Below are 25,199 nucleotides of genomic sequence, written 5' to 3'. Positions count from 1 at the left end.
AGTGGGGGCATGCAGCTTTTCTGAGCGAGGCCGCTTAAAGGGCGGGCAGCGCAAATCCCTGATTTTATTGATTGTTTATGCCCCTGTCAGATTCCGTGCGCATTGAGCCTGCGCGCAGCGACATTGTGCTCAGGCTGCGCTGGCTCGGCGCTGGCTCCCGAGGGCGGCGAAGACCGCCTCGCAGCGGTCGAGGCCCCAGTCCAGTTCTGCCCGGCTGATCGTCAGCGGCGGGGCGAATCGGATGACGGTCTCGTGGGTTTCCTTGGTCAGCACGCCGGCGCTGGCCAGCGCCTTGACGAGGGCCCTGGCCGAACCCGCCGCAGGGTCGATGTCGACGCCGATCCACAGGCCGGCGCCGCGGACGTCGCGCGCGATGCCCCGGGTCATTGCGGCAAGGCGCTGCTTCATGTGGGCGCCCTGTTCGGCGGAGCGCTGCACCAGCCGCTCCTCCTCGATGATCTTGAGCGCCTCCAGCCCGATCGCAGCGGCGAGCGCGTTGCCGCCGAAGGTCGAGCCATGCGAGCCGGGCTCGAACAGGCGCATGACATCACGAGAGGCAAGGAAGGCCGAGACAGGGTAGACGCCGCCGCCAAGCGCCTTGCCGACAATCAGACCGTCCGGCCGGATGCCCTCATGCTGATGCGCGAACCAGCGCCCGGTGCGCCCGAGCCCGGACTGGATCTCGTCGAGGATCAGCAGGACGTTGTGTTGGTCGCAGAGTTCGCGCACCCGCTTGAGATAGCCCGCCGGCGGCATGACGATACCGGCCTCTCCCTGGATCGGCTCGATCATGATGGCGGCGGTACGGGGCGTGATCGCGGCCTCGACGGCTGCAGTGTCGCCGAAGGGGACCGTGGCGAAGCCCGGTGCGAAGGGGCCGAAACCGTCACGGTAGCTGTCCTCTGAGGAAAAACCGACGATCGTCGTGGTGCGCCCGTGGAAGTTGCCGGCGGCGACGATGATCTCGGCCTGATCCCTGGCGATACCCTTGACCCGGTAGCCCCAGCGCCGCGCCGCCTTGATCGCGGTTTCGACCGCTTCGGCGCCGGTATTCATCGGCAGCGCCATCTCCTGGCCCGACACCGCGCAGAGCTTCTCGAGGAAGGGGCCGAGCGGTTCGCAGTGGAAGGCCCGGCTGGTCACCGCGAGCTTGCGCGCCTGATCGGCCAGGACCTTGAGGATGCGCGGGTGACCGTGACCCAGGCTGACGGCCGAGTAGCCGCTCATCATGTCGAGCCGCTTCACCCCGGAGGTATCGGTGAGCCAGACGCCCTCGCCATGCGAGAGCATGATCGGCAGCGGCGCGTAATTGGCGGCGCAGACCTGCTGCTCGAGCGCGATTGCATCCATGGTCGTTCTCCCTCGTTCCAACGAGGGTAAATCTGGCGGGACGACCGGTTAGGGCTGGAATCGCCCAGGTCGGCGGCCGATTCTGTCGAGTGGGCGACAGAATCGGACACGCGAGCGTCGGATTGGGCGTGGCTAGGCCGTGCCGCGACGCGCGATCGGTATCACGAGATAGACCATGCCGAGCACCATGGGCGGCACGGCCAGTGCGGTGACCGACCAGGTCGACCAGCCGGCGGTCAGGGGGGAGAGCAGGGCCAGCAGGGCGTTGATAAGCAGATAGGCGCCCAGCATGAGCGTGCCCAGGAAGCGCAGCCTGCCGAGGATGGCGGGGAGCGATGGCGATTGAGGCATGGTTTTCTCCAAAACGAAACGTATCGTTTCGATATATTGATATGCACGACCCGTTTCGTTATGCAAGCGGGCGGATGACATAAGGGGAGCTGCGTCGTCACTCATGGGCGGGATCGATCAGGCCAGGCCGCGCCGCGCCTCGATTGGAGCCAGGCGCAATCCGGCCTCGGAGGCTGCGATACTCGCCGCGGCCCGTGCCGTGCTGGCCGAAGACGGGTATGGGGGCTTCTCGATCGACGCCGTGTCGCGGCGCGCTGGGGCCGGCAAGCCGACGATCTATCGTTGGTGGAAGACGCGCGCCGATCTGCTCATGGATGTCTATGCCGCGGAGAAGGCGGCGATGCTGACGCAGCCAATCACCGGGGACCTGGCGGGCGATCTTGCAATCTATACCGGGGGGCTCTGGGACTTCTGGTCCGCCACGCCGTCGGGCCGGACCTTTCGCGCCCTGATCGCGGAAGCGCAATCGAACAGCGAAGCACTCGAGGCGCTGCGCCTGAAGTTCCTGCCGGAGCGGACACGGCATCTGCGCACGCTTTTCGCCGCTGCCGTCGAACGCGGCGAGCTTGCCGAGGCCGGCATCGCGGCGCGGCTCGCGCTCTTTATCGGCTTCAACTGGTACTATGTCCTGACTGACCGCCTCGACGAAGGGCGCGCCGAGATTGCTGCAGCCATGCGTCTGATTGCGGCTCCTGCTCCCCGCTGACCGAGCGCTCGGCGGGGGGCTGCGCTGGTGTTATTCGCCCGGAACGAGGGCTGCCGTGCCCGCCCTGCCCATGTGCATGTCCCACAGCGTCAGCAACCAGATCGCGAAACCACCGAGCGCGAGCGCGCTGCCGACCCAGCCGGCCGACGTCCAGCCATAGCCAGCCGCAATCGCCATGCCGGCGAGCAGGGGCCCCAGCGCATTGGCCAGGTTGAAGGCGCTGTGGTTCAGCGCGGCGGCGAGGGTCTGTGCGTCCTCCGCGACATCCATCAGCCGGGTTTGCAGCGGCGTGCCAAGGCCGCCACCGCAGCCGATCATGAAGACCACGATCGAGACGGTCCAGATATTGCCGGCGGCGAGCGGAAACAGGGCGAGCGAGGCGGCGCTCCAGAGCAGGATGCCACCGACCGACGGCATCAGGGCCCTGTCTGCCGCCCAGGCGCTGACGAGCGTGCCAACGGTCATGCCGAGCCCGAAGATCGCGAGCACGACAGGCACCATGCCGGGCGCGACATGCGTGACCTCCATCAGCGTCGACGCGACATAGGTGTAGACCGCGAACATGCCGCCGAAGCCGATCGCGCCGATCGCCAGCGTCAGCCAGACCTGCCGGTGGCGAAGCGCGCCGAGCTCGCGCAGCGGGCTCGCCCCGGGCTGTGGCCTGTCCTTCGGCGCGAAGGCCGCGACCAGAATGACGGTGAGGAGAGCCAGGGCCGCAACGACGCCAAAGCCCCAGCGCCAGCCGAGTGCCAGACCCAGCCAGTTGGCGAGGGGCACGCCGAGAATGGTGGAGATCGTCAGCCCCAGCATGACGCGGGCGACCGCCTGCGAGCGCCGGTTCGTCGGCACCAGGGCGGCGGCGACCAGGGCCGCGACGCCGAAATAGGCACCATGCGGCAGGCCGCTGAGAAAGCGGAAGACGAGCATCCAGCCATAGGTGGGAGCAAGCGCGCTCAGGCCGTTGCTGATGGCGAAGGCCGCCATCAGCCCGATCAGCAGCGTCCGCCGCGAGAGCCTCGCCGCCAGCACCGCAATGACAGGCGCACCGGCAACGACACCGAGCGCATAGGCGCTGATCACGTGCCCGGCCGTCGGTTCATCGACGCCGAGGCCGACCGAGAAATAGGGCAGCAGGCTCATGACCGCGAATTCGGCCGTCCCGATGGCGAAGCCACCCATCGCCAGTGCGAACAGGACGAGGCCGGAGCGTTGTGCCGGCGCGGCGAGCGATCCTGCTGGGGCGCGCGACAGCGGCTCCCGTGCTGGAGGAGATCATGAAATTCGTCCGGTGTGATGACGTCGTGATGCTGCGGCGCAATGGTTTGCGCTGCGCTGCAATATATTGTCCCCGGCATGCGCTTGGCGCAAGAGCTTACGTGCTCACTGATCCGTGAGGCGGGGCGCCATGAATTCAGGACATGGCGCCCGCCGCCCTGCTACTGCTCTGCCAAGCTGCTACTGCTCTGCCAAGGGGTAGCCTTCGAAATCCTTCAGGGCCTTCAGCGCGAAGGTGGTGGCGATCTTGGCCACGCCGAGCTGCGCATCGGCCAGCCAGGTCCCCGTCAGTTCCTCATACTCCGCCAGCGAATCCGCGACGATGCGGGCGAGATAATCCGCCTCGCCGCTGACCACCTGCACCTCGACCACGTCCGGGCAGGCCCTCAAGACCTTCTCGACCCGCTCGCGCCGCCCGACGGAGTGGTCGCGCAGCGAGATCTGCGCGAACGCGACGATGGCGTGGCCGGCGATCTCCGGCGACAGCCTCGCGCCATAGCCAAGGATCAGCCCCGAAGCCTCGAGCTTGCGCACGCGCTCGAGGCAGGGCCGCGCGGACAATCCCACCCGCTCCGAGAGCGCCTGATTGGTGATGCGGCCCTCCGCGCGCAGGATCGTGACGATCCTGCGGTCGATCGCGTCGAGCTGGACGGCCTTGCGTTTCACGGCCTGCCCTTGCCGGCAGCGCGCGCCTCGGCGATCAGGCAGAGCTCGGCGAACAGGACCTGCGCCGCGCATTGGGCGGTGTTCGAGGTCGCGTCATATTGCGGTGCGACTTCGACCACGTCGGCCGCGACGATATCGCGGCCCTTGAGACCGCGCAGGATCGCAAGAGCCTCGCGCGGCGTCAGGCCGCCGACCTCGGGTGTGCCGGTGCCGGGCGCGAAGGCCGGGTCGAGCGAATCGACATCGAAGGAGACATAGGTCGGCCCGTCGCCGATCACGGCGAGAGCTTTTGCGATCACCGCATCGAGCCCCATGCGGTCGACCTCGTCGGCATGGATGACGGTCATCCCGGACTCGTAGGAGAACTCCCAGAGATATTCAGCGCCGCCACGGATGCCGATCTGGATGACACGCTCGGGATCGAGCACGCCATCGAGCACGGCCTGGCGGAACGGTCCGCCATGATGGAACTTCGAGCCTTCATAGGGCCCGGACGTGTCGCAATGCGCGTCGATATGGACCATGCCGACCGGGCGCTTCTCGCCGACCGCCTTGAGGATCGGATAGGTGATCGAATGGTCGCCGCCGACCGCGAGCGTCGAGACGCCGGCCTTCACGATCGTCTTGAAGGTTGCTTCGATATCCTCGTGGCAGCTCTCGAGCGAATAGCGCGAGCGGAAGGGGACGTCGCCGATATCGGCAACCTTGAGCTGGCCGAAGGGCGCCATGCCGGTGACGTGATCCATCGGCCCCATGCGCTCGACGGCGCGGACCGCGCGCGGCCCCAGCCGCGTGCCGGCGCGGTTCGTGACGCCGAGATCCATCGGCAGGCCGATGATCGCGACGTCGAGCCCGCCGAGATCGGGCTTGCTCAGCGCGTCGGGCTGGTAGGGCGCGCTGATGAAGGTCGCGACGTCGGAGAAGGGCCATTTCCGACGGTCGCCCTTGAACTGATCGGCGGCGACCTTGGCGAAGCGCGGGTCGTGGATGTCACCCCCGCTCGCACCGGCATAGCGGGCTCTCAGCTTGGCGAGTTTGTCCTGATCCATGTCGCGTCTCTCATCAATTTGTCTGCATTGCGCGATCGGAGGTTGACCGCGCCCCGCGAAAGTACCATGCGCTTCGTGTGCAGCCGTGCCATGCCTAGAGCGCAATTGTCGAGGCGTCCGGGTTGGTTGACGGTGATGCGATGTTTGGGGAGAGCTGCGCAAATTTTGTGCAGGCATGGGTCGGCGGCAGGAATGAAAGTTTGGATCAACCAAACGTGCCCGCACGATCGACTGCGCACCTAGCCAGAATGATCCTTGAAACTTCGCCGTAACGGGACCGAACCCGCCTGCGCATCGCAAAGTCGAAATCCGAGGAGATGTCCACAATGAAGCGTCGTCAATTTATCCAGGCCGCCACTGCAGGCGCTGCGGCCTCCGCTGTCGCCATGCCGGCCGTTGCGCAATCGAGCCCGGAAGTGAAATGGCGCCTTGCGTCAAGCTTCCCGAAGTCGCTCGACACGATCTATGCCGGCGCCGAGATCATGGCCAAGATGGTCTCCGAGCTGACCGACGGCAAGTTCCAGATCCAGGTCTTCGCGGCGGGTGAAATCGTTCCCGGCCTGCAGGCTGCGGATGCCGTCACCAACGGCACGATCGAGATGGCGCATACCGTCTCGTATTACTATGTCGGCAAGGATCCGACCTTCGCGATTGCCGCGTCGGTGCCGTTTGGTCTGAACGCCCGCATGCAGAATGCCTGGCTCTATCAGAACGGCGGCAATGAGCTGTTCAACGAGTTCTTCAAGAAGTTCAACATCTACGGCCTGCCCTGCGGCAACACCGGCGCGCAGATGGGCGGCTGGTTCCGCAAGGAGTTCAAGACCGTCGCCGATCTTCAGGGCCTGAAGATGCGCATCGGTGGCATCGCCGGCCAGGTTCTGGCGAAGCTCGGCGTCGTGCCGCAGCAGCTCGCCGGCGGCGACATCTATCCGGCGCTGGAGAAGGGCACGATCGACGGCGCGGAGTGGGTCGGCCCCTATGACGACGAGAAGTTGGGCTTCTCCAAGGTCGCGCCGTACTACTACTATCCGGGCTTCTGGGAAGGCGGGCCGACGGTCCATGCCTTCGTCAATCTGGAGAAGTGGAACGCCCTTCCCAAGGCCTACCAGGCTGCCCTGACCGCCGCCTGCACCTATGCCAACACGCAGATGGGCGCGCGCTATGATGTCGTGAACCCGCCGGCGCTGAAGCGCCTCGTTGGTGCCGGCACGCAGCTGCGTCCGTTCTCGCAGGAGATCCTCGAAGCCAGCCTCAAGGCCTCGAACGAGCTCTATGCCGAGATCTCGGCCAAGAACCCGGATTTCAAGAAGGCCATCGACACGATGACCGCCTTCCGCTCCGACCAGTATCTCTGGTGGCAGGTCGCGGAACTGACTTATGATGTCTTCCAGGTGCGTTCGCGCGCGCGCTGAAATCGGCAACATCCGGCCGAGTTCTTCTCGGTCGAGATCAACGCGAAAGCCCGGCGCAAGTCGGGCTTTTTCTATGGGATTCCTCGCAAGATCAGCCCTCCCCTGGGGCGGGTCCGGCGGATCTGCTTGATAAAACCTCGCTTCCCTTGGGACGAAAACACTATCCTGCGAAAAATGCATGGGGGGCATGCTTTCCGCTTGCGCGGATCACAGGACCTGCTTTTCTGGAGCGCGCGCGCAAAGCCGGATCAACCGGTGCCGCTGAACATCTCTGAGGGGAGAAAAATCCAGATGAAGCGTCGCCACTTCTTGAAGGTTGCCGGGGCGGGGGCTGCCGCGGGCGCCATTGCCAGCCCGGCCATCGCCCAGTCCATGCCTGAATTGAAATGGCGAGTGACCTCGTCATTCCCGAAGTCTCTCGACACGATCTACGGCGCTTCCGAGATTCTCTCGAAGGCGGTGGCGGAGGCGACCGACGGCAATTTCCAGATCCAGGTCTTCGCGGCCGGCGAAATCGTTCCGGGCCTGCAGGCGGCCGATGCGGTCGCCAACGGCACCGTCGAGATGTGCCACACCGCCTCCTATTACTATGTCGGCAAGGATCCGACCTTCGCCTTCGGCACTGCGGTGCCGTTCGGCCTCAACGCGCGCCAGCAGAACGCCTGGTTCTACCATGGTGGCGGCAACGAACTGCTCAACGAGTTCTACAAGAAGCACAACATCTATGCGGTGCCCGGTGGCAATACCGGCTGCCAGATGGGCGGCTGGTTCCGCAAGGAGATCAAGACCGTCGCCGACATGCAGGGCGTGAAGATGCGCATCGGCGGCTTCGCCGGGCAGGTCATGAGCAAGCTCGGCGTCGTGCCGCAGCAGATCGCCGGGGGCGACATCTATCCGGCGCTGGAAAAGGGCACGATCGATGCCGCCGAATGGGTCGGGCCGGCCGATGACGAGAAGCTCGGCTTCAACAAGGTCGCGCCGTTCTATTACTACCCGGGCTGGTGGGAAGGCGGCGCCGCGCTGCATTTCTTCATCAACCAGGCGAAATGGGAAGCGCTGCCGAAAGTCTACAAATCGATTCTGACCACGGCGGCGGCACTCGCAAATATCGACATGCAGGCGAAATACGATGCCAGGAATCCCGCCGCCCTGAAGCGGCTCGTCGGTGCCGGTGCGCAATTGCGGCCATTCTCGCAGGAGATCATGGAGGCTTGCCTCAAGGCGTCCAAGGAGGTCTACGCCGAGACCTCGGCCAAGAACCCCGACTTCAAGAAGGTCTATGAGGCGATGTCGGCCTTCCGCGGCGACGAATATCTCTGGTTCCAGATCGCCGAATACAGCTTCGACAATTTCCTGATCCGCGCGCGCGCGGCCAACCAGCTCTGAAGAGAGCGACCCGCCGGGAAACCGGCGATCCCTGTCGAACCCCGGCCGCGAGGCCGGGGTTTTTCGTGGGCGCCGGGGTTTTCGTGGGCGCCGGGGTTTTCGTGGGCGCCGGGGTTTTCGTGGGCGCCGGGGTTTTCCTGGGCGCAGAGACATGCCGTGAGGTCTGCCGCCGGCCATTGCTTTGCCGCGCTTGCAGGCTAGACTCAGCGATCGTCACTGCTTGCGCGCCGCGCTCGCGCATCTCGGGAAGTCTTGCGAATGCCGCGCCTGATTGTCGGTCTGTTCGCTGCGTTCGCTGCAGCGGTTCCCGCTGCGGCTCAATCGATCGGCGAGCCCATCCCCGGTCGCGGCGCCCCGGCCAGCAAGCTGCCAGCCCCCAAGCTGGACAAGGCGGCACGTCCCTGCCCGGAATACGGCCCGGGCTATGTCAGGGTCGATGGTTCCTCTTTCTGCGTGCGCGCAGGCGGCTCGGTTCGAGCTGAATTCGGCAAGCGTTCCGATAATCGCTACGGTTCTGCGGTCGGCGCCACGGCCCAGCTCGAGGCGCGCGGCGAGTCCACGCTTGGGCCGGTGCGTGCGATCGTCCGCGGCAAGGTTCAATCCGACCGAGGCGTATTGGGCGACAGCTTCTATCGCTGATCCCGAGGCTGGCTTGCGGGCAAGAAAAAAGGCGGGGATCGCTCCCCGCCTTTTCTGTTTTCCGGTGACCGACGCCTACTTGAAGTTGAGCGTCGGTGGGGCGTTGAGGTCGAGGCCCGGCATGCCGCCGCTGCCGCCCAGCCCCGGGATCTGGATCGAGTCGAATTGCTTGTCGATCGACTTCTGGTCGAGCTGAATGGCGGACGCCTTGTAGTGCATCACCATCTTCGGGAAGATGATGACGAGCGCCACCATGATGCACTGGATCACCACGAAGGGCACGGCGCCCCAATAGATCTGGCCCGTGGTGACGGGTTCCATCTGCAGGCCCGTGACCTTGTCCTTGTAGCGGTGCTTGGGGGCGACCGAACGCAGGAAGAACAGCGCGAAGCCGAAGGGCGGGTGCATGAAGCTCGTCTGCATGTTCACGCCCAGGATGACGCCGAACCAGATCAGGTCGATGCCGAGCTTCTCGGCCGCGGGGCCGAGCAGCGGCACCACGATGAAGGCCAGCTCGAAGAAATCGAGGAAGAAGGCCAGCAGGAAGACCATCACGTTGACGACGATCAGGAAGCCGGTCGCGCCGCCCGGCAGGCCGACCAGCAGGTGCTCGACCCAGATATGGCCGTTGACGCCGTAGAACGTCAGCGAAAACACGCGCGCGCCGACCAGAATGAAGAGCACGAAGGCCGAGAGCTTGGCCGTCGACTCCGTCGCCTGCTTCAGCAGTTCGAAGGAGAGGCGGCGCTTGCTGAAGGCCAGCAGGATCGCGCCCGCGGCGCCCATCGCGCCGCCTTCGGTCGGTGTCGCGACGCCGATGAAAATCGTGCCGAGCACGAGGAAGATCAGTGCCAGCGGCGGCACCATCACGAAGATGACCTGCTCGGTCATGCGCGACAGCAGCTTGAGACCCAGCACCTTGTTGATCAGTGCGATGACCAGCGAGACGCCAACCATGATCGACATCGTCAACACGACGAAATCGGCGCCGGCACCGACCTTGGTGTAGAGCTTCATATAGGCGTAGGCGATGCAGAAGGAGAGGATGGTGACGACCAGCAGCGAGAGCCGGCGCGTCTTGCCGTCGGTGTCGCGCAGCGTCTGTGCCTCCGGCGGCAGGCCCGGCGCGCGCTTGGGGTAGACGATGGTGACGAGGAAGACGTAACCGGCGTAAAGCCCGGCGAGTACGAGGCCCGGAATGAAGGCGCCTTCATACATGTCACCGACGGAGCGGCCGAGCTGGTCGGCGAGCACGATCAGTACCAGCGAGGGCGGGATGATCTGTGCCAGCGTTCCAGACGCCGCGATCACGCCCGAGGCGAGCCGGCGATCATAGCCGTAACGCAGCATGATCGGCAGCGAGATCAGGCCCATCGAGATGACGGAGGCGGCAACGACGCCGGTCGTGGCGGCAAGCAGGGCGCCCACGAAGATCACGGCATAGGCGAGGCCGCCGCGGATCGGGCCGAAGAGCTGGCCGATCGTGTCGAGCAGGTCTTCCGCCATGCCCGAGCGCTCGAGCACCAGTCCCATGAAGGTGAAGAAGGGAATGGCGAGCAGCACGTCGTTGTTCATCGTGCCGTAGATGCGCTCCGGCAGCGCCTGCAGGAAGTTCTCCTGGAACATGCCGAGCTCGATGCCGACCAGAGCGAAGAGCAGACCGTTGGCGGCAAGCGCAAAGGCGACCGGGTAGCCGAGCAGGAGGAAGAGGACGAGGGCCGCGAACATCACCGGCGCCATGTTGACGCGCAGAAAATCGCCGATCCCTGCGGCATGGGCATCACCCATATGCAGGCTGAAAAAGGCAGTCAGGGTGAGCGCGAGCAAAAGCCCGGCGGCGCGCGCGAAACGGGAGGCGGTCATCGGCGGTTTCCGGTGTGCTTCTGGGTTGCTCACGAAGCCAGGCCCTGGGCCTTGGCTTGATCCAGCAGGCGTTGCGCTTCCGCCTCCGCGGCGGCCGCATGGCCGCGCAATGTCTCTTCGTCTTCCATGAGGCCGCGCATGATCGCGATCTGCTTGATGACTTCGGAAATGCCCTGGCAGAACAGCATGAAGAAGCCGACGATCAACAGCCCCTTGGCGGGCCATTGGGGCAGGCCGCCGGCCGAGAGCGACTGCTCGTTGACTGCGTAGGAGCGCCAGAAGAACGGCCAGGAATGATAGACCATCAGCGCACAGAACGGCAGCAGGAACAGGAGATGGCCGAGCAGGTCGATCCATTGCTGCACACGCTTCGGCAGCTGGCTGTTCAGGATGTCGATGCGGATATGCTCCTTCACCTGCAGCGTCCAGGAGGCGCACATCAGGAAGACGGCGCCGAACAGCATCCATTGCAGCTCGAGCCAGGCATTCGACGACATGTTGAAGATCTTGCGGACGAGCGCATTCACCGTCGCGACGATGACGGCCAGCAGGATCAGCCAGGCGACCTTCTTGCCGATTTGGCTGTTGATCGCGTCGATGATCCGGCTGACCTTCAGGAGTCCCTGCACACCCGCTCTCCCAGTTTGTTGATGCACGCGGCGCATGAGGGCCATGTCGCGCTGGCTATGCGCTGGTTATACGAAGGTCTGGGGCAGCACAAGATTACGCAGGGCAACCGGCTGGGGATCAGCTGTGTCGCCGGAAGCCGCTGAAACGCAAGGAAAATAGCCCGATCGCCATCATCAGCCACATCGTCGCGATCAGGGACTGCGGCCAAAGTATGACAAGCCAGCTGATCGCGATCGTTGCCAGCGCCCCGACACCGAGCTGGACGGCTCCCATCAGCCCGGCTGCGGAGCCGGCAAGCTCGGGTTTGGCGGACAGCGCCGCGGCGGCTGCCCCCGGAATCGTCAGCCCATTGCCGAACGAGCTGATCGCCAATGGCAGGAAGAGGGTCAGCGGTGTCCAGTAATCGCTCATCGCAAACACCATCGCGACGCTCATCATCACCACCGAGATGATCAGGCCCAGCCGAACCAGGGGGGCAGAGCCGCGCCTGACCGCAAGCCGCGACATGGCGAAGTTCCCGACCATGTAGCCGAACGCGCTCAGGATGAAGTAGGCGCCGTAGACATCCGAGCCCCGGCCCATCGTCTCGACGACGATGAAGGGGGCGCCGGCGACGAAGGCGAAGAACGCTGCCGATGTCATCGAAAGCGCGATGACATTGACGATGAATTCCCGGTCGAGCGCGAGCGCCGGGAAGGCGCGGAAGACGCCGAGCAGCGACGTCCTGATGCCGACATTCGGAGCGGTTTCCGGCAGCCGGGCTGTCGTCAGCAGGAGAACGAGCACGCCGGCTGCGGTCATTGCCCCAAAGATCATCCGCCAGCCGAACCAGGTTTCGATATGGCCGCCGAGATAGGGCGCGATCATCGGCGCCACCACCATGACCATGGTGACGCTGGCGATCTGGCTTGCTGCCTCGTCGCGATGGGCGCTGTCGCGAATGATGGCGCGGGCCAGCGCGAAGGTCGTGCCGGCGCCCGCACCCTCCAGCACGCGCGCCGCCAGCAGGACTTCGGTCGTCGGTGCCAATGCACCGAGGATCGAGCCCAGAATGAAGACGATGATCCCGGCATTGACGCAAGGGCGCCGCCCGAAGCGGTCGGAGAGTGGGCCGATCACCAGCTGGATCAGCGCGACCGAGACGAGATACAGCGTCAGCGTGAGCTGGATTGTCGCGTAATTCGTGCCGAAATGGCGCGCCACTGCCGGTGTCGCAGGGGCGAGAAGGTTGAGTGCGATCGGCTGCAAGGTCGAGATCGCGACCAGGACGAGCAGGGCGGGCCTCATAGCGACAGGCTGGCCGCTCATGACGGAGTGCCGCCCTCGAGCTTCAGCTTGGCACTGGGAACGACACGCTGGCGATGCAGGGTGTAGAGGCCGCTGCCCGCGATCAGCGCGATGCCTGTCACGGCCCAGGCGTCGGGAATCTCTCCCCAGAGCAGGTACCCGATCAGCACAGCGAAGGCGACGCCGGAATAGCGGTAGCCGGTGACGACGCCGACATCGGTGTTCCGGAAGGCGTTGACGATGCAGAAGCTGCCAAGCGAAACCAGCACGGCCGCACCGCCGACATAGAGGATCTCGATCCGGCGGATCGGCACCCAGGTTTCGAAGAAACCGAGCGTGAATGCGGACAGGCCGACAATGACCGACGCGGTGAGCGAGATCACCGTCGAAGGGACGTGGTTGCCGATCCTGCGGGTGACGAGATCACGGATCGCGGCCAATATGGCGCTGATCAGTGCCGCGATTGCGGCGATGTTCATGTGCTCGGGCGTCGGCCGGATCACCACGAGAACGCCGATGAAGCCGACCATGACGGCGAGTGTCCGGCGCCAGCCGACCTTCTCGATGCCGAGCGCTACCGCGAGCACGAGGATGATCAGCGGGGAGGCCATCAGGATGGCGGTGATGTTCCCGAGCGGGAGCTTGGCCAGCGACCAGATAAAGATCAGCGCGATCGCAGCCTCGATCAACCCGCGTAGCAGGACGAGCGGCCTGAACATTTCGCCGAGCTTGCGCGCCTCGCCCATGAACCAGACCATGGCGAGGGCCGTCGTCACCGCAAAAATCGCCCGCAGCGAAATTGCCTGCCCGACAGGGTAGGCTTCGCGTGCCAGCTTCATCAGCGCGTCGTTGCAGGTGAAGAGGAGCATCGCCAGCAGCATGGCGATGATTCCGCGACGGTTTTCGGCTGAACTGGCCAAGGCAAGGTCCTGGTGGCGTCGAGAGGCCGTCGCGCAGAACTCTGCGCCGGGACTCGCGGCGGCTCACGCCTGCGGAAAGCGGCTGAGCGAGAAAGGCTTGAGGTCGAACGCGGATTGGCCGGTGGTGGAGAGGTCGGCGAGGATTTCGCCGATGGCGCTGGCGAATTTGTAGCCGTGGCCGGAACAGGCCGATGCGAACACGGCCTGCGGGACGCCCGGCACGGCGTCGATCACGAAATCATCGTCCGGCGTCACCGTGTACACGCAGCCCTTCAGGCTGAGCGGTTCTCCCGCGGCATCGGGCAGATAGCGGGCAAGGCAATCGCGGATCAGCGCCACCTGGCGCGGGCTCGGCGTGCGGTCCGGCTCGCGCGGATCCATCGGCTCGCGCCCGAAATGCGGCCCGCCGAGCTTGAAGCCCGGATGCTCGTAAAGCGGAAAGCCGTAGAAGGTGCCTTCCTCGACACTGAGGATGAAGACAGGGAAGGCGCCCGGGCGATACAGCTCCGGCCGCCGCGTCGTGAACCAGCCGATGGCCTGCCGCACGGTCGAGACATTCGCGGCCAGCGCCGGGACCGCGTCGGCGATCCAGCCGCCCGAGGTGATCACCAGCCGGCCAGCGGAATAGGTGCCGCGCTCCGTGCGCACCACCACGCCGCCTTGGGCGGTCGGTGTCCAGTCGAGCAGCGGCTCATTGGTGCGGATCTCGGCGCCGTGCGATTGGGCGAGGCCGACATGGGCATAGATCGCCTTCTCGGAGGCGACGAACCCGCCATCGGGCTGCCAGAGGCCGACATGGCCCGCCGGCAGCTGGAAGCCCGGGAAGCGTCGCGCGATCTCCGGGGCTGAGAGCACCTCATGCGTCAGCCCGTGGTCGAGACAGGAGCGCAGCGAGGACTCGACCGGCCCCGCGCCTTCCGGCGCAAGATCGAGCGAACCAGTGACGTGCAGCAGCTGCATGCCCGCTTCCGCGCCGGTCTCGGACCAGAGCTGATGTGCGCGCCGGACGATCGGCACGTAATGCGAGCCTTCGAAATAGGCGAGGCGGATGATCCGCGTCATGCCATGTGACGATCCCATGGCGTGGCCGAGGTCGAAGCGTTCCAGGCCCAGGACCTTCAGGCCGCGCCGCGCGAGATGCCAGCATGCGGCGGAGCCCATGGCGCCGACACCGGCAACGATCACGTCGTAGCTATGACTGGTCATGGGCTGGCCTGGGGCAGGGCTAAGCGGATGATCAGAGCTTTAGCTGCAGCCTCGCATGGGGTCCATGCCAGTCCGGGGCGGCGAATCCCGCTTCCGGCGCATGGCCTTTCGCGTTTCCGACCTCTCCCTGGGGCAAGCGATGGCTTCGGGAGAAGCTTTGTTAACATTGCCCGACCATAAAGGTTCGACTTTGCGCTGTCCGGGATTGGCTGATGTTTCGCGAAAGGGTCCGACGCTGGTTGGGCACCCAAGACCGTGCCGTTGCAGCCGGGCCTGTCGTCACCGCGCAGCCAATCTCGCCGGCAGAGGCGATCGAACTTCCCGATCCGCTCGACGATGCCTCGATCCGCGAGGCCGTCAATGCGCTCGAGCAGGACGTCGTCGCCGCCCTGCGGCGCCTCACCGGACGCTTGTATGAGGCCGAGCATACCTCGAGCCAGGCCGAGGGCGGTTCGATCGGCATCCACAGGCGCACCGGCGATCTGAGGCAGGCGGCCGAGACGGCCAGCATGAATTCGAGCGCGCTCGCGACCGCAACCCAGCAGGTCTCGGCTGCGGCCGAGCAGGTCGGCAGCTCGATGAATGGCGCGCGCGACATGCTGGAGGCCGCGGCCATGCGCGCCGGCGAGGCGACGCAGATGATGACCGGCCTCGCCGCCGCCACGGTCGAGATCCGCAGCATCGTCGATTCCATCGCCGAGATTGCGCGCCAGACCAATCTGCTCGCCTTGAATGCGACCATCGAAGCGGCGCGCGCCGGTGAGGCCGGCCGCGGCTTCGGCGTGGTCGCCCAGGAAGTGAAGGCGCTCTCCATCGAAGTGCGCGACGCGGTCGATCATATCCGCAACCGTGTCGATCGGCTGACCCAGACGGCCCAGGGCTCGGCCGCGATCGTCACCGATGCGCTGCAAATGGTACGGGACGTCAACCCGGTGATCGCGGCGATCGGAAGCGCCTCGCACGAACAGGCTGCAGCGGCCGCGGAGCTCTCGCGCAGCGCCGACGAGACGGCGCGCTTCATCGATACGGTTTCCCGGCAGGTCGGCGAGATCGACGAAATGGCCTTGGGTGCGGCGGCCCGCAGCGCCGAGGCGCGCGCCGCCATGTCGGACGGCGCGCGGCAGGCCGAAGGGCTGATGGGGCGTTTCGTCCCGTTGCTGCGGCACACCGTCTTCGCCGACCGCCGCCAGCATGACCGGTTCCCTGCGGAATATCCGGTCGAGGGGCGCTTCGGCGCCACGACCTTCAGCGCGCAGACGATCGATCTCGGCCTGGGTGGAACGCTGCTGCTCGCCCAGTCCGATCCCGGCATCCGTCCAGGCACGGGCGGGACGATCACCATCGGCGGCTTGCCGCCATTGGCCTGCCGCCTGATGGCGGCGAGCCACCTCGGCCTGCACGTCGCCTTCAGCGAAGCGACGGTCAGGGAGCATGAGCCTCTGCGCCGCCTTCTCGACGAGATCGAAGATTCCTATCGGCCGCTGATCGAACGCGCGCAACTCTTCGCAATACGCCTTGGCTCGCTCTTCGAGCAGGCGCTGCGTGACGGGAAGCTGTCGGAAGCCCAGCTCTTCGACGTCAACTACCTGCCTGTGCCGGAGACCGAGCCGCAGCAATATACCAACAGCGCATTGCTGGTCCTGGAAGCACTGCTGCCACCGGTGCTTGCCGAGGAACTGGCCAGCGACCCGCGGCTGGTCTTCGCCCTGCCGATTGATCGCAACGGCTATATTCCGGTGCACCATCCCGAATTCGCCCATCCGCAACGCCAGGGCGATCCTGCCTGGAATGCGCCGCACTGTCGCAACCGCCGCATGTTCCACGATCGCGCCGGCATCATGTCGGCCCGCTCGGTGCGCCCCTTCCTCGTGCAGTCCTACAGGCGCGACATGGGCGACGTCACCCAGCTCATGCGCGAGGTCGATGCTCCGCTCCGTGTCAACGGCCGCCATTGGGGCGGGGTGCGAATGGCCTACCGGATGTAAGAGGCCAGGGCGCCTGCGCGACGGGCCGGGACGGCCTGAAGCGCAGGAATGGTTTCCCTCGCCATGCCCGTCGCCAGTCGGGCCGCGGTACGGTCGCGGCTTATGGACTGGCCCTTTTCACTCCGCCGCCGGCAGGCCCGGCAGCGTCGGCTTCACCAATCAAGGGCCGGTCCTTAGAGCATCGGACCGAAAAGTGGAATCCGGTTTTCGGAAAAATCAGATGCTCAAACAAAGAGATAGATCGCCCCTCCTGCGTCCGAACGGACGCATGGCGATCTAGCCTCCCGTCACGCTCATATGACGCCCGACGGCCGGGCGGGCATGCCTGCGGTCGATGACGAAGTCATGACCCTTCGGCTTGCGCGAGATCGCCTCGTCCATGGCCCGGTAGAGCAGGGCGTCGTCGCCGGAGGCGCGCACTGCGGCGCGCAGGTCGGCGGCGTCCTCCTGGCCGAGGCACATATAGAGCGTGCCGGTGCAGGTCAGGCGCACACGGTTGCAGCTCTCGCAGAAATTATGGGTCATCGGCGTGATGAAGCCGAGCAGCCCGCCGGTCTCGCGGACCCGGACATAGCGCGCCGGGCCGCCGGTGCGATAGGGATCGTCGTCGAGCGTATAGCGGTCCATCAGCCTTGCGCGGACGATCGAGAGCGGCAGGAACTGGTCGATGCGGCCGGGCTCGATCTCGCCGAGCGGCATCACCTCGATCAGGGTGAGGTCCATGCCAAGTCCATGGGCCCATTGCATCAGGCCTTCGATCTCGCTCTCGTTGACGCCCTTCAGCGCGACCGCATTGATCTTGACCCTGAGCCCGGCGGCGCGCGCGGCCTCGATGCCGCGCTGCACTTTGCCCAGATCACCCCAGCGCGTGATCGTGCGGAATTTGTCCGGATCGAGCGTGTCGAGCGAGACATTGATGCGCCGCACGCCGCAGGCTGCGAGTTCGCTCGCATAGCGCTCGAGCTGCGAACCGTTGGTGGTCAGCGTCAGCTCGTCCAGCGCGCCGCTGGCCAGATGCCGCGAGAGCGAGCGGAACAGGCTCATGATGTCGCGCCGGACCAGCGGCTCGCCGCCGGTGATGCGCAACTTGCGGGTGCCACGCGCCACGAAGGCGGTCGCGACCCGGTCGACCTCTTCCAGCGTCAGCAGATCGCGCTTGGGCAGGAAGGTCATGTCCTCGGACATGCAGTAGACGCAGCGGAAATCGCAGCGATCCGTCACGGAAATGCGCAGGTAGCTGATCTCCCGGCCGAACGGATCGATCAGCGGCGGGCGCATCACGGGCTTGTGGGGTTCGATCAGCACTCTGGTTTCGTCTCTGCTGCGTTTCCACCATCCGCTGCTCGCACGTGCGTCGTGGCAGCCGCATAGTTATATCATGCGGAGACATTGGCACTGGCGTGCGCGGCGTCAATAGCCGTGATCGTCACATTCCCTTGGTGAAAAACGAAGATGTCAGCTTGGCCAACCGAAATCCGCCTCTCCAAAGATCGGCGCACCCTCCACGTGGCCTTCGAGGACGGGGCGAGCTTCGCACTGGCGGCCGAGCTGCTGCGGGTGGAAAGCCCGTCCGCCGAAGTCCAGGGCCATGACCCGAGTCAGAAGAAGACGGTGCCGGGCAAGGCGGAGGTCGAGATCATCGGTGTCGACCCCGTCGGCCATTACGCCGTCAAGCTCTCCTTCGACGACATGCACGATACCGGCATCTTTGCCTGGGACTATCTGCGCGAGCTCGGCGAGCATGCACCGGAGAAAATGCAGGCCTATCTCGACGCTCTCGCCGCAAAGGGGCTGTCGCGGGAGCCGGTGAGACGGAGGTAACCGGCTTCCGATCCCGGCTCCCTGCGCTGCTCGTCGCCCGTCGATCCGGGGAGCGGGGGAGCGGGGAGGCTTAGCGCTGTTCCGGCAGGACCCCCGAAGCGGCGCGGTTGGGACCGCTTGCCGGGATGACGCCACCGCTCGGATAACAAAAAGGCCGGCACGAGGCCGGCCTTTCTTATCCAGTCTTATCCCGGGAAGCTGCGCTCAGCGGGCGACGACAACCCGGGTGCCGACCCTGGTGCGCTCGTAGAGGTCGATCACGTCGTCGTTCAGCATGCGGATGCAGCCCGACGACACGGCCTGGCCGATCGTCTCCGGCTCGTTCGAGCCATGGATGCGATACAGTGTCGAGCCGAGATACATGGCGCGGGCGCCCATCGGATTCTCCGGGCCACCGGGCATGAAGCGAGGCAGGTCGGGACGACGCTTCAGCATCTGCGACGGCGGGGTCCAGCTCGGCCACTCGGCCTTGCGCGTGATGGCCTGCGAACCGGCCCAGTCGAAGCCAGGGCGGCCGACGCCGACGCCATAGCGCACGGCCTTGCCCTCGGGCAGCACGAAATAGAGCCGGCGCTCGGTGGTGTTGATCACGATGGTGCCGGGCCGCTGCCTGGTGTCGTAGGACACGATCTCGCGGGGAATGGCGGTGGCCTGCGCCTTGGCGGCCTCCGGGTTCTGCATCAATGGCTGGCGCGTCAGCGGATCGATTTCATAGGCATTGGCGGTCGACGCGGCAGCCATCAGGCCCAAGCCTGCGAACATGGCCATTCGGAAAAAGCGGTTCATGGTAACCTCAGGCGTGGATTCGCGCGGACATGAAGTTGACCGGAAAAAGTCAACATCTCCTCAATGTCCTGTCAGACTCACGTTTGGCGTGCAATCATTGTGGCATCACATCGGCGCGAGGTGCGGGCTTTCGACCGTCGCGTTGCGCACCTGCAACATAAATTCGGCCACTCAGCTCTTGAGCACGACGCAGGCCCCATTCTGCGCCTGGATGCGGCGGCACAGCGCGGTTGCCTCAGTCCGCGTGGCGGCCGGCAGCCGCACCCGATAGAAGGCCCGCGTCCCGCGGCTGCGTAGGCGCGTGCCGATGATCATCGGTTGCAGCTCGGCAATGATCGTCCGGTGCTTCACACTGGCGCGCTGGAACGAGGCCAGCGCTCGCGCCTTCGAGAAGTTTCCAGCCAGTTGTACGCCCCATGGTGCGAAGGGCGCTTCACGCAGGTCGAGCGGCTTGCTTCCGGCGCGGATCGCCACGACCGTCGTTGCGCAGAACGAGGTTTCGTCTCGTGTCGCGAGCCGGGCAGGGCGGTCGCGCCCGTCGCCATTGGCTGCGGCGCGCGCATCCTCCGCCCAGGTCTCGGCGGCGGCGCCGGTGATCGAGAGAACATAGTTCTCGGTCTCGAATGGCAAGCTGCCGCGACCGGCAAGCCAGGAGGCGACCCGGTTCGGGCCGCCGTTATACGCGGCGGCGGCAAGTCCCCAATTGCCGAAGCGCCGACGCAGCTCCGCCAGGAAATGGGCAGCCTTCGGCACGGCCTGCTCCGGATCGAACGGGTCCAGCAGACCGCGCTCGCGTGCCGTGCCCGGCATGAACTGCGCCACGCCCTGGGCTCCCGCCGGACTGGTGACGCCGGGGCGAAAGCTCGATTCCTGAAAGATCAGCCGGGTGAGGAAGGCAGCCGGAACCCCCTCGTCCCGCGCCGCTTCGTCGATCAGCTGGCAGAGGGCCTGGTCGATTCCCGAGGAGGCGGGCTCCGCCGGAGCTGCGAAGGCCGGACAGGCGAGCAGCGCGCTTGCGATGCACGCCGCCGACGCCAGACGCTGGCAGGGCTGCGCAGCGAAGGAGGAGGAACCTCCGAGGCAGCGCAGCAGGCGCGTCAGGATTTTCGTTGCGAATCCTGGCGCGTCAGCGGGCCCGGTTCGAGGCGAGGGGCGGATCGGCATGGCTCTGTATCGCATGGTCGCACTGATTTGCTCGACACGTCCCGGCGGCCTCGGTCACAATCCATCTCGCGTCCGGAATCTGTGTTTGACCGGACAAGTCTGCGGAAGGGCCTAACGATGTTCAACTGGATCATTCAGGCATTGCTGGCGTTGGCCGGGATCATCGCCGCGTGGTTCGTTGCTCCCAGCGCTCCCAATTTCGATTTTGTTCAGATGGTGGTCGCGCTTCTCCTGCTGACGGTCTTCGTGGCGCTCGCGGCCTTCTGGCCGACGCTGGCCATCTGGCGTCGGAGCCGTCGGCCCCGCGACCGGGCATGACCGAGCACCTGAGGGCAGGGCTCGCCGCCGTGTCGGGGCGGGGCTGAAACCAATCGGGCCTTCGCGCGCAGTTGCTTCAGCCGAAGCCGCCGAAGGAAACGCCTGTGTCTGCCCGCAAGGGGGCGCTCGGAGCACAGGGCAAGGGCAGCGTCTGGCTCCGCAACAGCAATGGCATCACGATGAAGCTGAACACGCGCCGCCAGCGCGGCCTGCAGCTTGCGCTCGGGGCGGACGGCATCTTGATCGGCTTCAAATGATCAAGGGGTGAGGGCGGCCGCTCTGAAACTACGGGACCTGGCAAGATCGCGGGCTCGGCTTGCCCGCGATCTCGCGGAGATTTCTACTGAATGGCGCCGCGCTTGGGGCCGAAGCCGTCAAAATAACAGCGGCAGGGGGCGCCTCTTGGCGAGGGAGGCGCCTCGCAGGAGCCGCGGGCGGTGACGCACATGTCGCCGTAACGCGGCTGGCGATAGGGGCGGTCATAGCCGTAGCGCGGCGGCGGCCGATCATAGTCCCAGCCCCGATCATAGCCATAACGCGGCGGCGGCGGGCGGTCATAAGGGTCATAATACTGGGCCTGCGCCGCTGCCGCCGGGATCAAGGCCGAGACCACCGCCGACGTGAGGATCAGTTTTCTGAGCAGCATCGATGGGTCCTCCGATTCGGGGCGTGAATAGCTCGCTGCGGATGAACGGAACGTGACCCGCTCTGTTTCCTCAGCACCGAAGGCGCAATGGCCCCGAGGCAATGGAGTTCGCCGGGCAATGGAGTTCGCCGGGGAAAGTGGCGTGCTGCACAGCTTCGCGATCCGCACCAGCGGAGACGCCGGATGGGAATAGCGCGCGTGCTGTGTGACGGTTGCACATGATAACGGGCCGGAGGGCGTCCCATTGCTGACGCGATGTGACCGGTGCTGGAGATTTCCCCGGCTGCGTGCGGACCCGGCTGAACTGCTCCTTGACGGCGCAGGTGTCCGCGACTAGGAGAAGCGCCGGTCCGGGCGGCTAGCTCAGCGGTAGAGCACTCCCTTCACACGGGAGGGGTCACAGGTTCGATCCCTGTGCCGCCCACCATTTTATCCAAATATTTCAAAGATTTACGAACCGATCCGGGTGCGTTACAGCCCTCGGGTTGTCTCTCGGCAGCACGGGGCAGCACAACTTCGCGAAGCCATTGAGTCGCGTTTCGGGCTGGGCGGCGGCATTAGCCTTCTCGTCCGGCTCAATCTCGACGAAGGCCAGCCGGGAGGCATCGTCGATGCAGACATGGGCGAACTCCGAGCCCGCCCCGACGCTTCGGCCGCCGCTGCGATCCCCGGTGACGCTATGCCTCGGCTCGCTGAACCGGTTGAGCTCTTTGATGTCGAGATGGATCAGTTCGCCTGGGAGGGCGCGCTCGTAGCCGCGCGCCGGCTCGGTCGGGTCGAGGTCACGCATCCGGCTCAGCCGCGCCCGCCGCAGGATCCGGCTCACGGTGGCCGGCGAGACGTCCGCCTGCTTGGCGATGGCCTTGCCGCTCAGCCGCTGGCACCGCAGCGCGATGATCTGCTCGACTTGGCCAGCGGGCGTCCGGCGATACAGCCGGTGCGGACGGGACGAGCGGTCCGCCAGCCCCGCCATGCGCACGGTCCGCTCTCGACCCAGCAGCGTCAGCCGGGCAATCTTGTGGATGTTTATCCGGTTCCTCCGAGGGGTCTGAAGCTTCGCAAACCTCAGCTTCCTCGCTCGGGACCGGATGGACAACCTATTGAGAGCTCACAGCTAGGTCCTCGGGCGCGGGAAAAGCGTGATCATTTGCCTAGCCACAGATGCCCCGGCCAGGACTCGCCTTGCTCTCGACCTCACTACCCGAAATGCGAACTTGATCAGGATCAGACCCAGTACCGTCTTGTGCTTGAGTGGCACCTTCATCGCGACAGAGAGGATCGCGCGGCGAATCGCCCTTTGCTCGCGTTCAATCTTTGACCGATCCGCCTCGTAGGTTTCGTTCAGTTCTCGGATCCTGTTCTCCAAACTGTCATAGGTTGCCTGTTTGCCCGCAAGCATGGCGTGGCTCGCCGCGGCGATTACCGCCTCTTCATCATCATTTGACAGCGAGGCCTCGAACACCGCGAGCGCCTGCTGGCGCCGGGCTTGATCCTCGCCGATCTCTATCCGGTTCCGATCGACCACGCGCGCAAATTCGCTGCCGGCGATATCCCAAGAAGGTATCTCCACCCGGATGTTTGACGCGGCCGTTACACTCAGCAGGGTTTCAGTTTCCAATGGATATCGAGCGTCGATGCGGAGCAACTCGGCCCGGAAGAAAGCTTCAAGCCGGTCGAACTCATCCGAGAGCCGCTGGATCTCGCTGTCATAATAGGAGTTCTCGGCGACAGGGACCCGGAAATCCTTCGCGGCCTTCGGCATAGCGGTCGGCCGCTCGTACATCAGACCAGAGGCATCAAAGCGCACGCCGATCGGCACCCTGGCGGCTTGCGCGGGTTCGATCTGCTTCTCAACCTCTTTGCTCTCGATCGCAGCAGCGATGCGAGTGCAGAATGCACGATATGTGAAGGACCCCGACGCAACGAGGTGATCAAAAGCACGTTGCGTCATCGCCTCCAAAGCAGGAATGTCCTTCAGGCGCTCCAGGATCTGATCGACGTTCGAGAAATCCTTCTCCAATGAGAGATAGTGCTCGTCTGGCTTGATGGCATCCGAGTAGCGCCCGTTGAAGAGGACCATAGGCGTCCGCATGATCGCGCACTCGAAGATGCGCGGCGAAATCTGCCCCATCTCGATTTCAGCTTCGCGCGCCGCCACGAACGGCTTGAACTGCTCATAGCTCGGCGCAATGCCGCCATTCGCGGCCGCCATCTCATGGAAACGCTTCGCGATACTGCCGTCGAAGTCGAAGACATTGCAGCCTGACTCCGAGCCGAGCATGGCCTGACAGTCGCCGACGAAATCGAACCAAGCCGTGCCGTAGATCCGGCTCGCCTCATCCATCGCGATATTGCACTTGATCCCGCGCGCGTCGCAGACTTCTTTCATGCGTCGGCCGATTTCGAACTTCTCAAAGCCCAACCGACCGTAGACGCCGCCGATATCGCGTCCCCGATAGCCAACCGGGATCGAACGCTCAGCCAGCGGCTTAGGCTTCGGCATACTGGCTGCGAAGTCGTCGGGAGCGTATCCAGTGAAGACGGTGAGGAATTCCACGCCGGGGAACTCTTCGCAGGGATAGACATATTCTAGGCTATCCTGCGGGACGCACGTCAACACGATATCGAAGCCGATATCTTTGATCGCCGCCTTCAGCGTGTCCGTTCGGTCATACTCATCTTGGACGGCGAGGACCTTGATCCCGCGAAAAGCCTTCAGCTTCTGACGATACGTGTCCGAGACGTAAGCATCACAGCAGAACCGGGCGCAATAGCTATGAAAAACGATGTCATAATAGCCGAAATCGAAATCCACGAGCGCATTATGAGTGGCATGGACATATTCGACGCTGTGCCCGCTGAACTGCTTGAGGGCGTTCAGATAATCGAGCGTCGTCTGAACGAAGGTGCTCCATTTCGAGTAAGCAACGAGCGCGCGCCTAGTCGTTGACACCGGCCAGTCCTCTTCCGAGTGGTGGCATACAATACGAAGACGTTATCTGGTTTTTCAGTTGCGTGTCGATCCCGTTCCTTACCAAATCTGGTTGTTGACCGATGTTGCTGCAAGCTCTGGTTGACCTACGCCAGCGCCCAGAAGGTCGCCGTAAGAAGCATTTACACTGCTGCAGGACGGGATAAGCTCATGAAAAATATGCAAAAGTGAAGGCATGAGTTCCGACAGTTAAAAATGACCAAGATGATTGTGGGGCCTGGGAGGGACGATGATCACGTTGACGCTGGCTGGACCACAAATCCAGGTGGGAACGAGAAGGGTTACTCGCATTCGGCATGCTGTACCGAATGACGGAAATCCCAAAGCCAAGACCCGGGTCGATGGAGTCGAGCCTATGCTTGTGATCGAGCTACCTGAATTCGTTGCCTCAACCGTGAAAGCCAACTCGCCGACGCTTGCCAAACTCAGTCTCCCGGACGGGAACCCAGTATGGTTCAACGCGGAGAATGCTTCAGGTCCGCTGCGGCTCGTGCCCAGTCAGAAAGTGAGCGGAGCTCTGTCAGCGTTGCTGATCAGCGGGAAAAGGCAGTACGTCGCCAACACCCACGACGAGGTAGCTGAAGCCATTGCTGCGGCCGGAGGTTCGCCCCTACCGATCCCTGTTGACAGTTTCCTTACAACGACACTGATTTTTTTAAGAACGCTCCGCGGAACCGCTTCGACCGAAAAGGACTGGGACTAGTCTCCCATCTCGTAAGGCGAGGCACGCAGTGCGCGCGGCATCCT

General features: G+C 64.8%; 24 protein-coding genes, 1 tRNA gene and 1 pseudogene. 10 read left to right on the top strand and 16 right to left on the bottom strand.

Annotated elements, in window-relative coordinates:
* Positions 1–129: 129 nt before the first annotated feature.
* A complete protein-coding gene (rocD, locus tag FG93_RS26870; protein WP_043240883.1) occupies positions 130–1,350 on the bottom strand; it encodes an ornithine--oxo-acid transaminase in 1,221 nt (406 codons plus the stop codon).
* A 132-nt stretch (positions 1,351–1,482) separates the two neighbouring features.
* Entirely contained in the window at positions 1,483–1,701 is a 219-nt protein-coding gene (locus FG93_RS26865; RefSeq protein ID WP_052514305.1) for a hypothetical protein, read from the bottom strand.
* 103 nt (positions 1,702–1,804) lie between these two features.
* Here FG93_RS26865 and FG93_RS26860 point away from each other — a divergent pair, with 103 nt between their 5' ends.
* Positions 1,805–2,407 carry a TetR/AcrR family transcriptional regulator gene (locus FG93_RS26860; protein ID WP_043240880.1) on the top strand — a complete coding sequence of 201 codons (603 nt, stop codon included), beginning with the start codon at positions 1,805–1,807 and terminating at the stop codon, positions 2,405–2,407.
* A gap of 30 nt (positions 2,408–2,437) precedes the next feature.
* Here the strand turns inward: FG93_RS26860 and FG93_RS26855 are convergent, their stop codons facing one another.
* From FG93_RS26855 to speB, 3 genes are all read right to left on the bottom strand, one after another.
* On the bottom strand, positions 2,438–3,658 hold the full coding sequence (locus FG93_RS26855; protein WP_052514253.1) for an MFS transporter: 1,221 nt from the start codon (positions 3,656–3,658) through the stop codon (positions 2,438–2,440).
* Positions 3,659–3,862: 204 nt separating this feature from the next.
* On the bottom strand, positions 3,863–4,348 hold the full coding sequence (locus FG93_RS26850; protein ID WP_043240876.1) for an Lrp/AsnC family transcriptional regulator: 486 nt from the start codon (positions 4,346–4,348) through the stop codon (positions 3,863–3,865).
* The gene (speB, locus tag FG93_RS26845; RefSeq protein ID WP_043240873.1) at positions 4,345–5,397 is read right to left on the bottom strand and encodes an agmatinase; all 1,053 of its coding nucleotides are present in this window, start codon (positions 5,395–5,397) and stop codon (positions 4,345–4,347) included. The genes FG93_RS26850 and speB overlap by 4 nt, the downstream gene beginning before the upstream one ends.
* Positions 5,398–5,723: 326 nt before the next feature.
* Between speB and FG93_RS26840 the strand changes: the two genes are divergently transcribed.
* The 3 genes from FG93_RS26840 to FG93_RS26830 all read left to right on the top strand — a co-directional run bounded on the left by FG93_RS26840 (position 5,724) and on the right by FG93_RS26830 (position 8,834).
* The gene (locus tag FG93_RS26840; protein WP_043240871.1) at positions 5,724–6,809 is read left to right on the top strand and encodes a TRAP transporter substrate-binding protein; all 1,086 of its coding nucleotides are present in this window, start codon (positions 5,724–5,726) and stop codon (positions 6,807–6,809) included.
* A gap of 291 nt (positions 6,810–7,100) precedes the next feature.
* Positions 7,101–8,195, top strand: coding sequence for a TRAP transporter substrate-binding protein (locus FG93_RS26835; protein ID WP_043240868.1), 1,095 nt, complete (start codon positions 7,101–7,103; stop codon positions 8,193–8,195).
* A gap of 258 nt (positions 8,196–8,453) precedes the next feature.
* Entirely contained in the window at positions 8,454–8,834 is a 381-nt protein-coding gene (locus FG93_RS26830) for a hypothetical protein (RefSeq protein ID WP_043240864.1), read from the top strand.
* Between the two features lie 75 nt (positions 8,835–8,909).
* On the opposite strand, the gene FG93_RS26825 is transcribed toward FG93_RS26830, so the two are convergent.
* The 5 genes from FG93_RS26825 to solA form a co-directional block, all read right to left on the bottom strand.
* Positions 8,910–10,598 (bottom strand): TRAP transporter large permease subunit, encoded by a 1,689-nt coding sequence (locus tag FG93_RS26825; RefSeq protein ID WP_152579674.1) that lies wholly within the window; start codon positions 10,596–10,598, stop codon positions 8,910–8,912.
* A 128-nt stretch (positions 10,599–10,726) separates the two neighbouring features.
* Positions 10,727–11,326 carry a TRAP transporter small permease subunit gene (locus FG93_RS26820; protein WP_043240859.1) on the bottom strand — a complete coding sequence of 200 codons (600 nt, stop codon included), beginning with the start codon at positions 11,324–11,326 and terminating at the stop codon, positions 10,727–10,729.
* A gap of 118 nt (positions 11,327–11,444) precedes the next feature.
* Entirely contained in the window at positions 11,445–12,635 is a 1,191-nt protein-coding gene (locus FG93_RS26815) for a multidrug effflux MFS transporter (protein ID WP_081881922.1), read from the bottom strand.
* On the bottom strand, positions 12,632–13,534 hold the full coding sequence (locus tag FG93_RS26810) for a DMT family transporter (RefSeq protein WP_152579653.1): 903 nt from the start codon (positions 13,532–13,534) through the stop codon (positions 12,632–12,634). The genes FG93_RS26815 and FG93_RS26810 overlap by 4 nt, the downstream gene beginning before the upstream one ends.
* 63 nt (positions 13,535–13,597) lie before the next feature.
* Entirely contained in the window at positions 13,598–14,740 is a 1,143-nt protein-coding gene (solA, locus tag FG93_RS26805) for an N-methyl-L-tryptophan oxidase (protein WP_043240856.1), read from the bottom strand.
* A gap of 212 nt (positions 14,741–14,952) precedes the next feature.
* On the opposite strand from solA, the gene FG93_RS26800 reads away from it, so the two are divergent.
* Complete coding sequence (locus FG93_RS26800; RefSeq protein WP_081881921.1) at positions 14,953–16,725, top strand: methyl-accepting chemotaxis protein; 1,773 nt, start codon at positions 14,953–14,955, stop codon at positions 16,723–16,725.
* A gap of 276 nt (positions 16,726–17,001) precedes the next feature.
* On the opposite strand, the gene moaA is transcribed toward FG93_RS26800, so the two are convergent.
* Entirely contained in the window at positions 17,002–18,003 is a 1,002-nt protein-coding gene (gene moaA / locus FG93_RS26795) for a GTP 3',8-cyclase MoaA (RefSeq protein WP_052514304.1), read from the bottom strand.
* 174 nt (positions 18,004–18,177) lie between these two features.
* Between moaA and FG93_RS26790 the strand changes: the two genes are divergently transcribed.
* Positions 18,178–18,546 carry a gamma-butyrobetaine hydroxylase-like domain-containing protein gene (locus tag FG93_RS26790; RefSeq protein ID WP_043240849.1) on the top strand — a complete coding sequence of 123 codons (369 nt, stop codon included), beginning with the start codon at positions 18,178–18,180 and terminating at the stop codon, positions 18,544–18,546.
* 204 nt (positions 18,547–18,750) lie between these two features.
* Here FG93_RS26790 and FG93_RS26785 read toward each other — a convergent pair whose 3' ends face one another.
* Entirely contained in the window at positions 18,751–19,332 is a 582-nt protein-coding gene (locus FG93_RS26785) for a L,D-transpeptidase (protein WP_043240846.1), read from the bottom strand.
* 171 nt (positions 19,333–19,503) lie between these two features.
* The gene (locus FG93_RS26780; protein ID WP_081881919.1) at positions 19,504–20,496 is read right to left on the bottom strand and encodes a lytic transglycosylase domain-containing protein; all 993 of its coding nucleotides are present in this window, start codon (positions 20,494–20,496) and stop codon (positions 19,504–19,506) included.
* 117 nt (positions 20,497–20,613) lie between these two features.
* Between FG93_RS26780 and FG93_RS26775 the strand changes: the two genes are divergently transcribed.
* Together FG93_RS26775 and FG93_RS33060 are read left to right on the top strand one after the other, a co-directional pair.
* A complete protein-coding gene (locus FG93_RS26775) occupies positions 20,614–20,814 on the top strand; it encodes a hypothetical protein (protein ID WP_043240842.1) in 201 nt (66 codons plus the stop codon).
* Between the two features lie 104 nt (positions 20,815–20,918).
* Positions 20,919–21,071, top strand: coding sequence for a hypothetical protein (locus FG93_RS33060; protein ID WP_161783896.1), 153 nt, complete (start codon positions 20,919–20,921; stop codon positions 21,069–21,071).
* 83 nt (positions 21,072–21,154) lie between these two features.
* On the opposite strand, the gene FG93_RS26765 is transcribed toward FG93_RS33060, so the two are convergent.
* On the bottom strand, positions 21,155–21,460 hold the full coding sequence (locus FG93_RS26765) for a hypothetical protein (RefSeq protein ID WP_043240837.1): 306 nt from the start codon (positions 21,458–21,460) through the stop codon (positions 21,155–21,157).
* Between the two features lie 352 nt (positions 21,461–21,812).
* Between FG93_RS26765 and FG93_RS26760 the strand changes: the two genes are divergently transcribed.
* Positions 21,813–21,887 (top strand) — tRNA-Val (locus FG93_RS26760).
* 123 nt (positions 21,888–22,010) lie between these two features.
* Here the strand turns inward: FG93_RS26760 and FG93_RS33055 are convergent.
* Together FG93_RS33055 and FG93_RS33050 are read right to left on the bottom strand one after the other, a co-directional pair.
* Positions 22,011–22,490 (bottom strand): annotated as a pseudogene (locus FG93_RS33055) (IS481 family transposase); the annotation flags it as partial.
* 84 nt (positions 22,491–22,574) lie between these two features.
* Entirely contained in the window at positions 22,575–24,413 is a 1,839-nt protein-coding gene (locus FG93_RS33050) for a hypothetical protein (protein ID WP_052514249.1), read from the bottom strand.
* A 268-nt stretch (positions 24,414–24,681) separates the two neighbouring features.
* Here FG93_RS33050 and FG93_RS32670 point away from each other — a divergent pair, with 268 nt between their 5' ends.
* Positions 24,682–25,155, top strand: coding sequence for a hypothetical protein (locus FG93_RS32670; RefSeq protein ID WP_152579651.1), 474 nt, complete (start codon positions 24,682–24,684; stop codon positions 25,153–25,155).
* Positions 25,156–25,199: the final 44 nt, after the last annotated feature.

This window comes from Allobosea sp. LC85 (assembly GCF_000735605.1).
In the GTDB taxonomy this organism is placed as follows: domain Bacteria; phylum Pseudomonadota; class Alphaproteobacteria; order Rhizobiales; family Beijerinckiaceae; genus Allobosea.
Note: the sequence above shows the minus strand (reverse complement) of the source record. Positions and strands in the feature narration are given on the sequence as shown.

Coding starts and splice junctions, on each gene's coding strand:
- rocD (WP_043240883.1), bottom strand. CDS start 1,350: ATGGATGCAATCGCGCTCGAGCAGCAGGTCTGCGCCGCCAATTACGCG.
- FG93_RS26865 (WP_052514305.1), bottom strand. CDS start 1,701: ATGCCTCAATCGCCATCGCTCCCCGCCATCCTCGGCAGGCTGCGCTTC.
- FG93_RS26860 (WP_043240880.1), top strand. CDS start 1,805: ATGGGCGGGATCGATCAGGCCAGGCCGCGCCGCGCCTCGATTGGAGCC.
- speB (WP_043240873.1), bottom strand. CDS start 5,397: ATGGATCAGGACAAACTCGCCAAGCTGAGAGCCCGCTATGCCGGTGCG.
- FG93_RS26840 (WP_043240871.1), top strand. CDS start 5,724: ATGAAGCGTCGTCAATTTATCCAGGCCGCCACTGCAGGCGCTGCGGCC.
- FG93_RS26835 (WP_043240868.1), top strand. CDS start 7,101: ATGAAGCGTCGCCACTTCTTGAAGGTTGCCGGGGCGGGGGCTGCCGCG.
- FG93_RS26830 (WP_043240864.1), top strand. CDS start 8,454: ATGCCGCGCCTGATTGTCGGTCTGTTCGCTGCGTTCGCTGCAGCGGTT.
- FG93_RS26815 (WP_081881922.1), bottom strand. CDS start 12,635: ATGAGCGGCCAGCCTGTCGCTATGAGGCCCGCCCTGCTCGTCCTGGTC.
- solA (WP_043240856.1), bottom strand. CDS start 14,740: ATGACCAGTCATAGCTACGACGTGATCGTTGCCGGTGTCGGCGCCATG.
- FG93_RS26800 (WP_081881921.1), top strand. CDS start 14,953: ATGTTTCGCGAAAGGGTCCGACGCTGGTTGGGCACCCAAGACCGTGCC.
- moaA (WP_052514304.1), bottom strand. CDS start 18,003: ATGCGCCCGCCGCTGATCGATCCGTTCGGCCGGGAGATCAGCTACCTG.
- FG93_RS26790 (WP_043240849.1), top strand. CDS start 18,178: ATGTCAGCTTGGCCAACCGAAATCCGCCTCTCCAAAGATCGGCGCACC.
- FG93_RS26785 (WP_043240846.1), bottom strand. CDS start 19,332: ATGAACCGCTTTTTCCGAATGGCCATGTTCGCAGGCTTGGGCCTGATG.
- FG93_RS26780 (WP_081881919.1), bottom strand. CDS start 20,496: ATGCCGATCCGCCCCTCGCCTCGAACCGGGCCCGCTGACGCGCCAGGA.
- FG93_RS26775 (WP_043240842.1), top strand. CDS start 20,614: ATGTTCAACTGGATCATTCAGGCATTGCTGGCGTTGGCCGGGATCATC.
- FG93_RS26765 (WP_043240837.1), bottom strand. CDS start 21,460: ATGCTGCTCAGAAAACTGATCCTCACGTCGGCGGTGGTCTCGGCCTTG.
- FG93_RS32670 (WP_152579651.1), top strand. CDS start 24,682: ATGATCACGTTGACGCTGGCTGGACCACAAATCCAGGTGGGAACGAGA.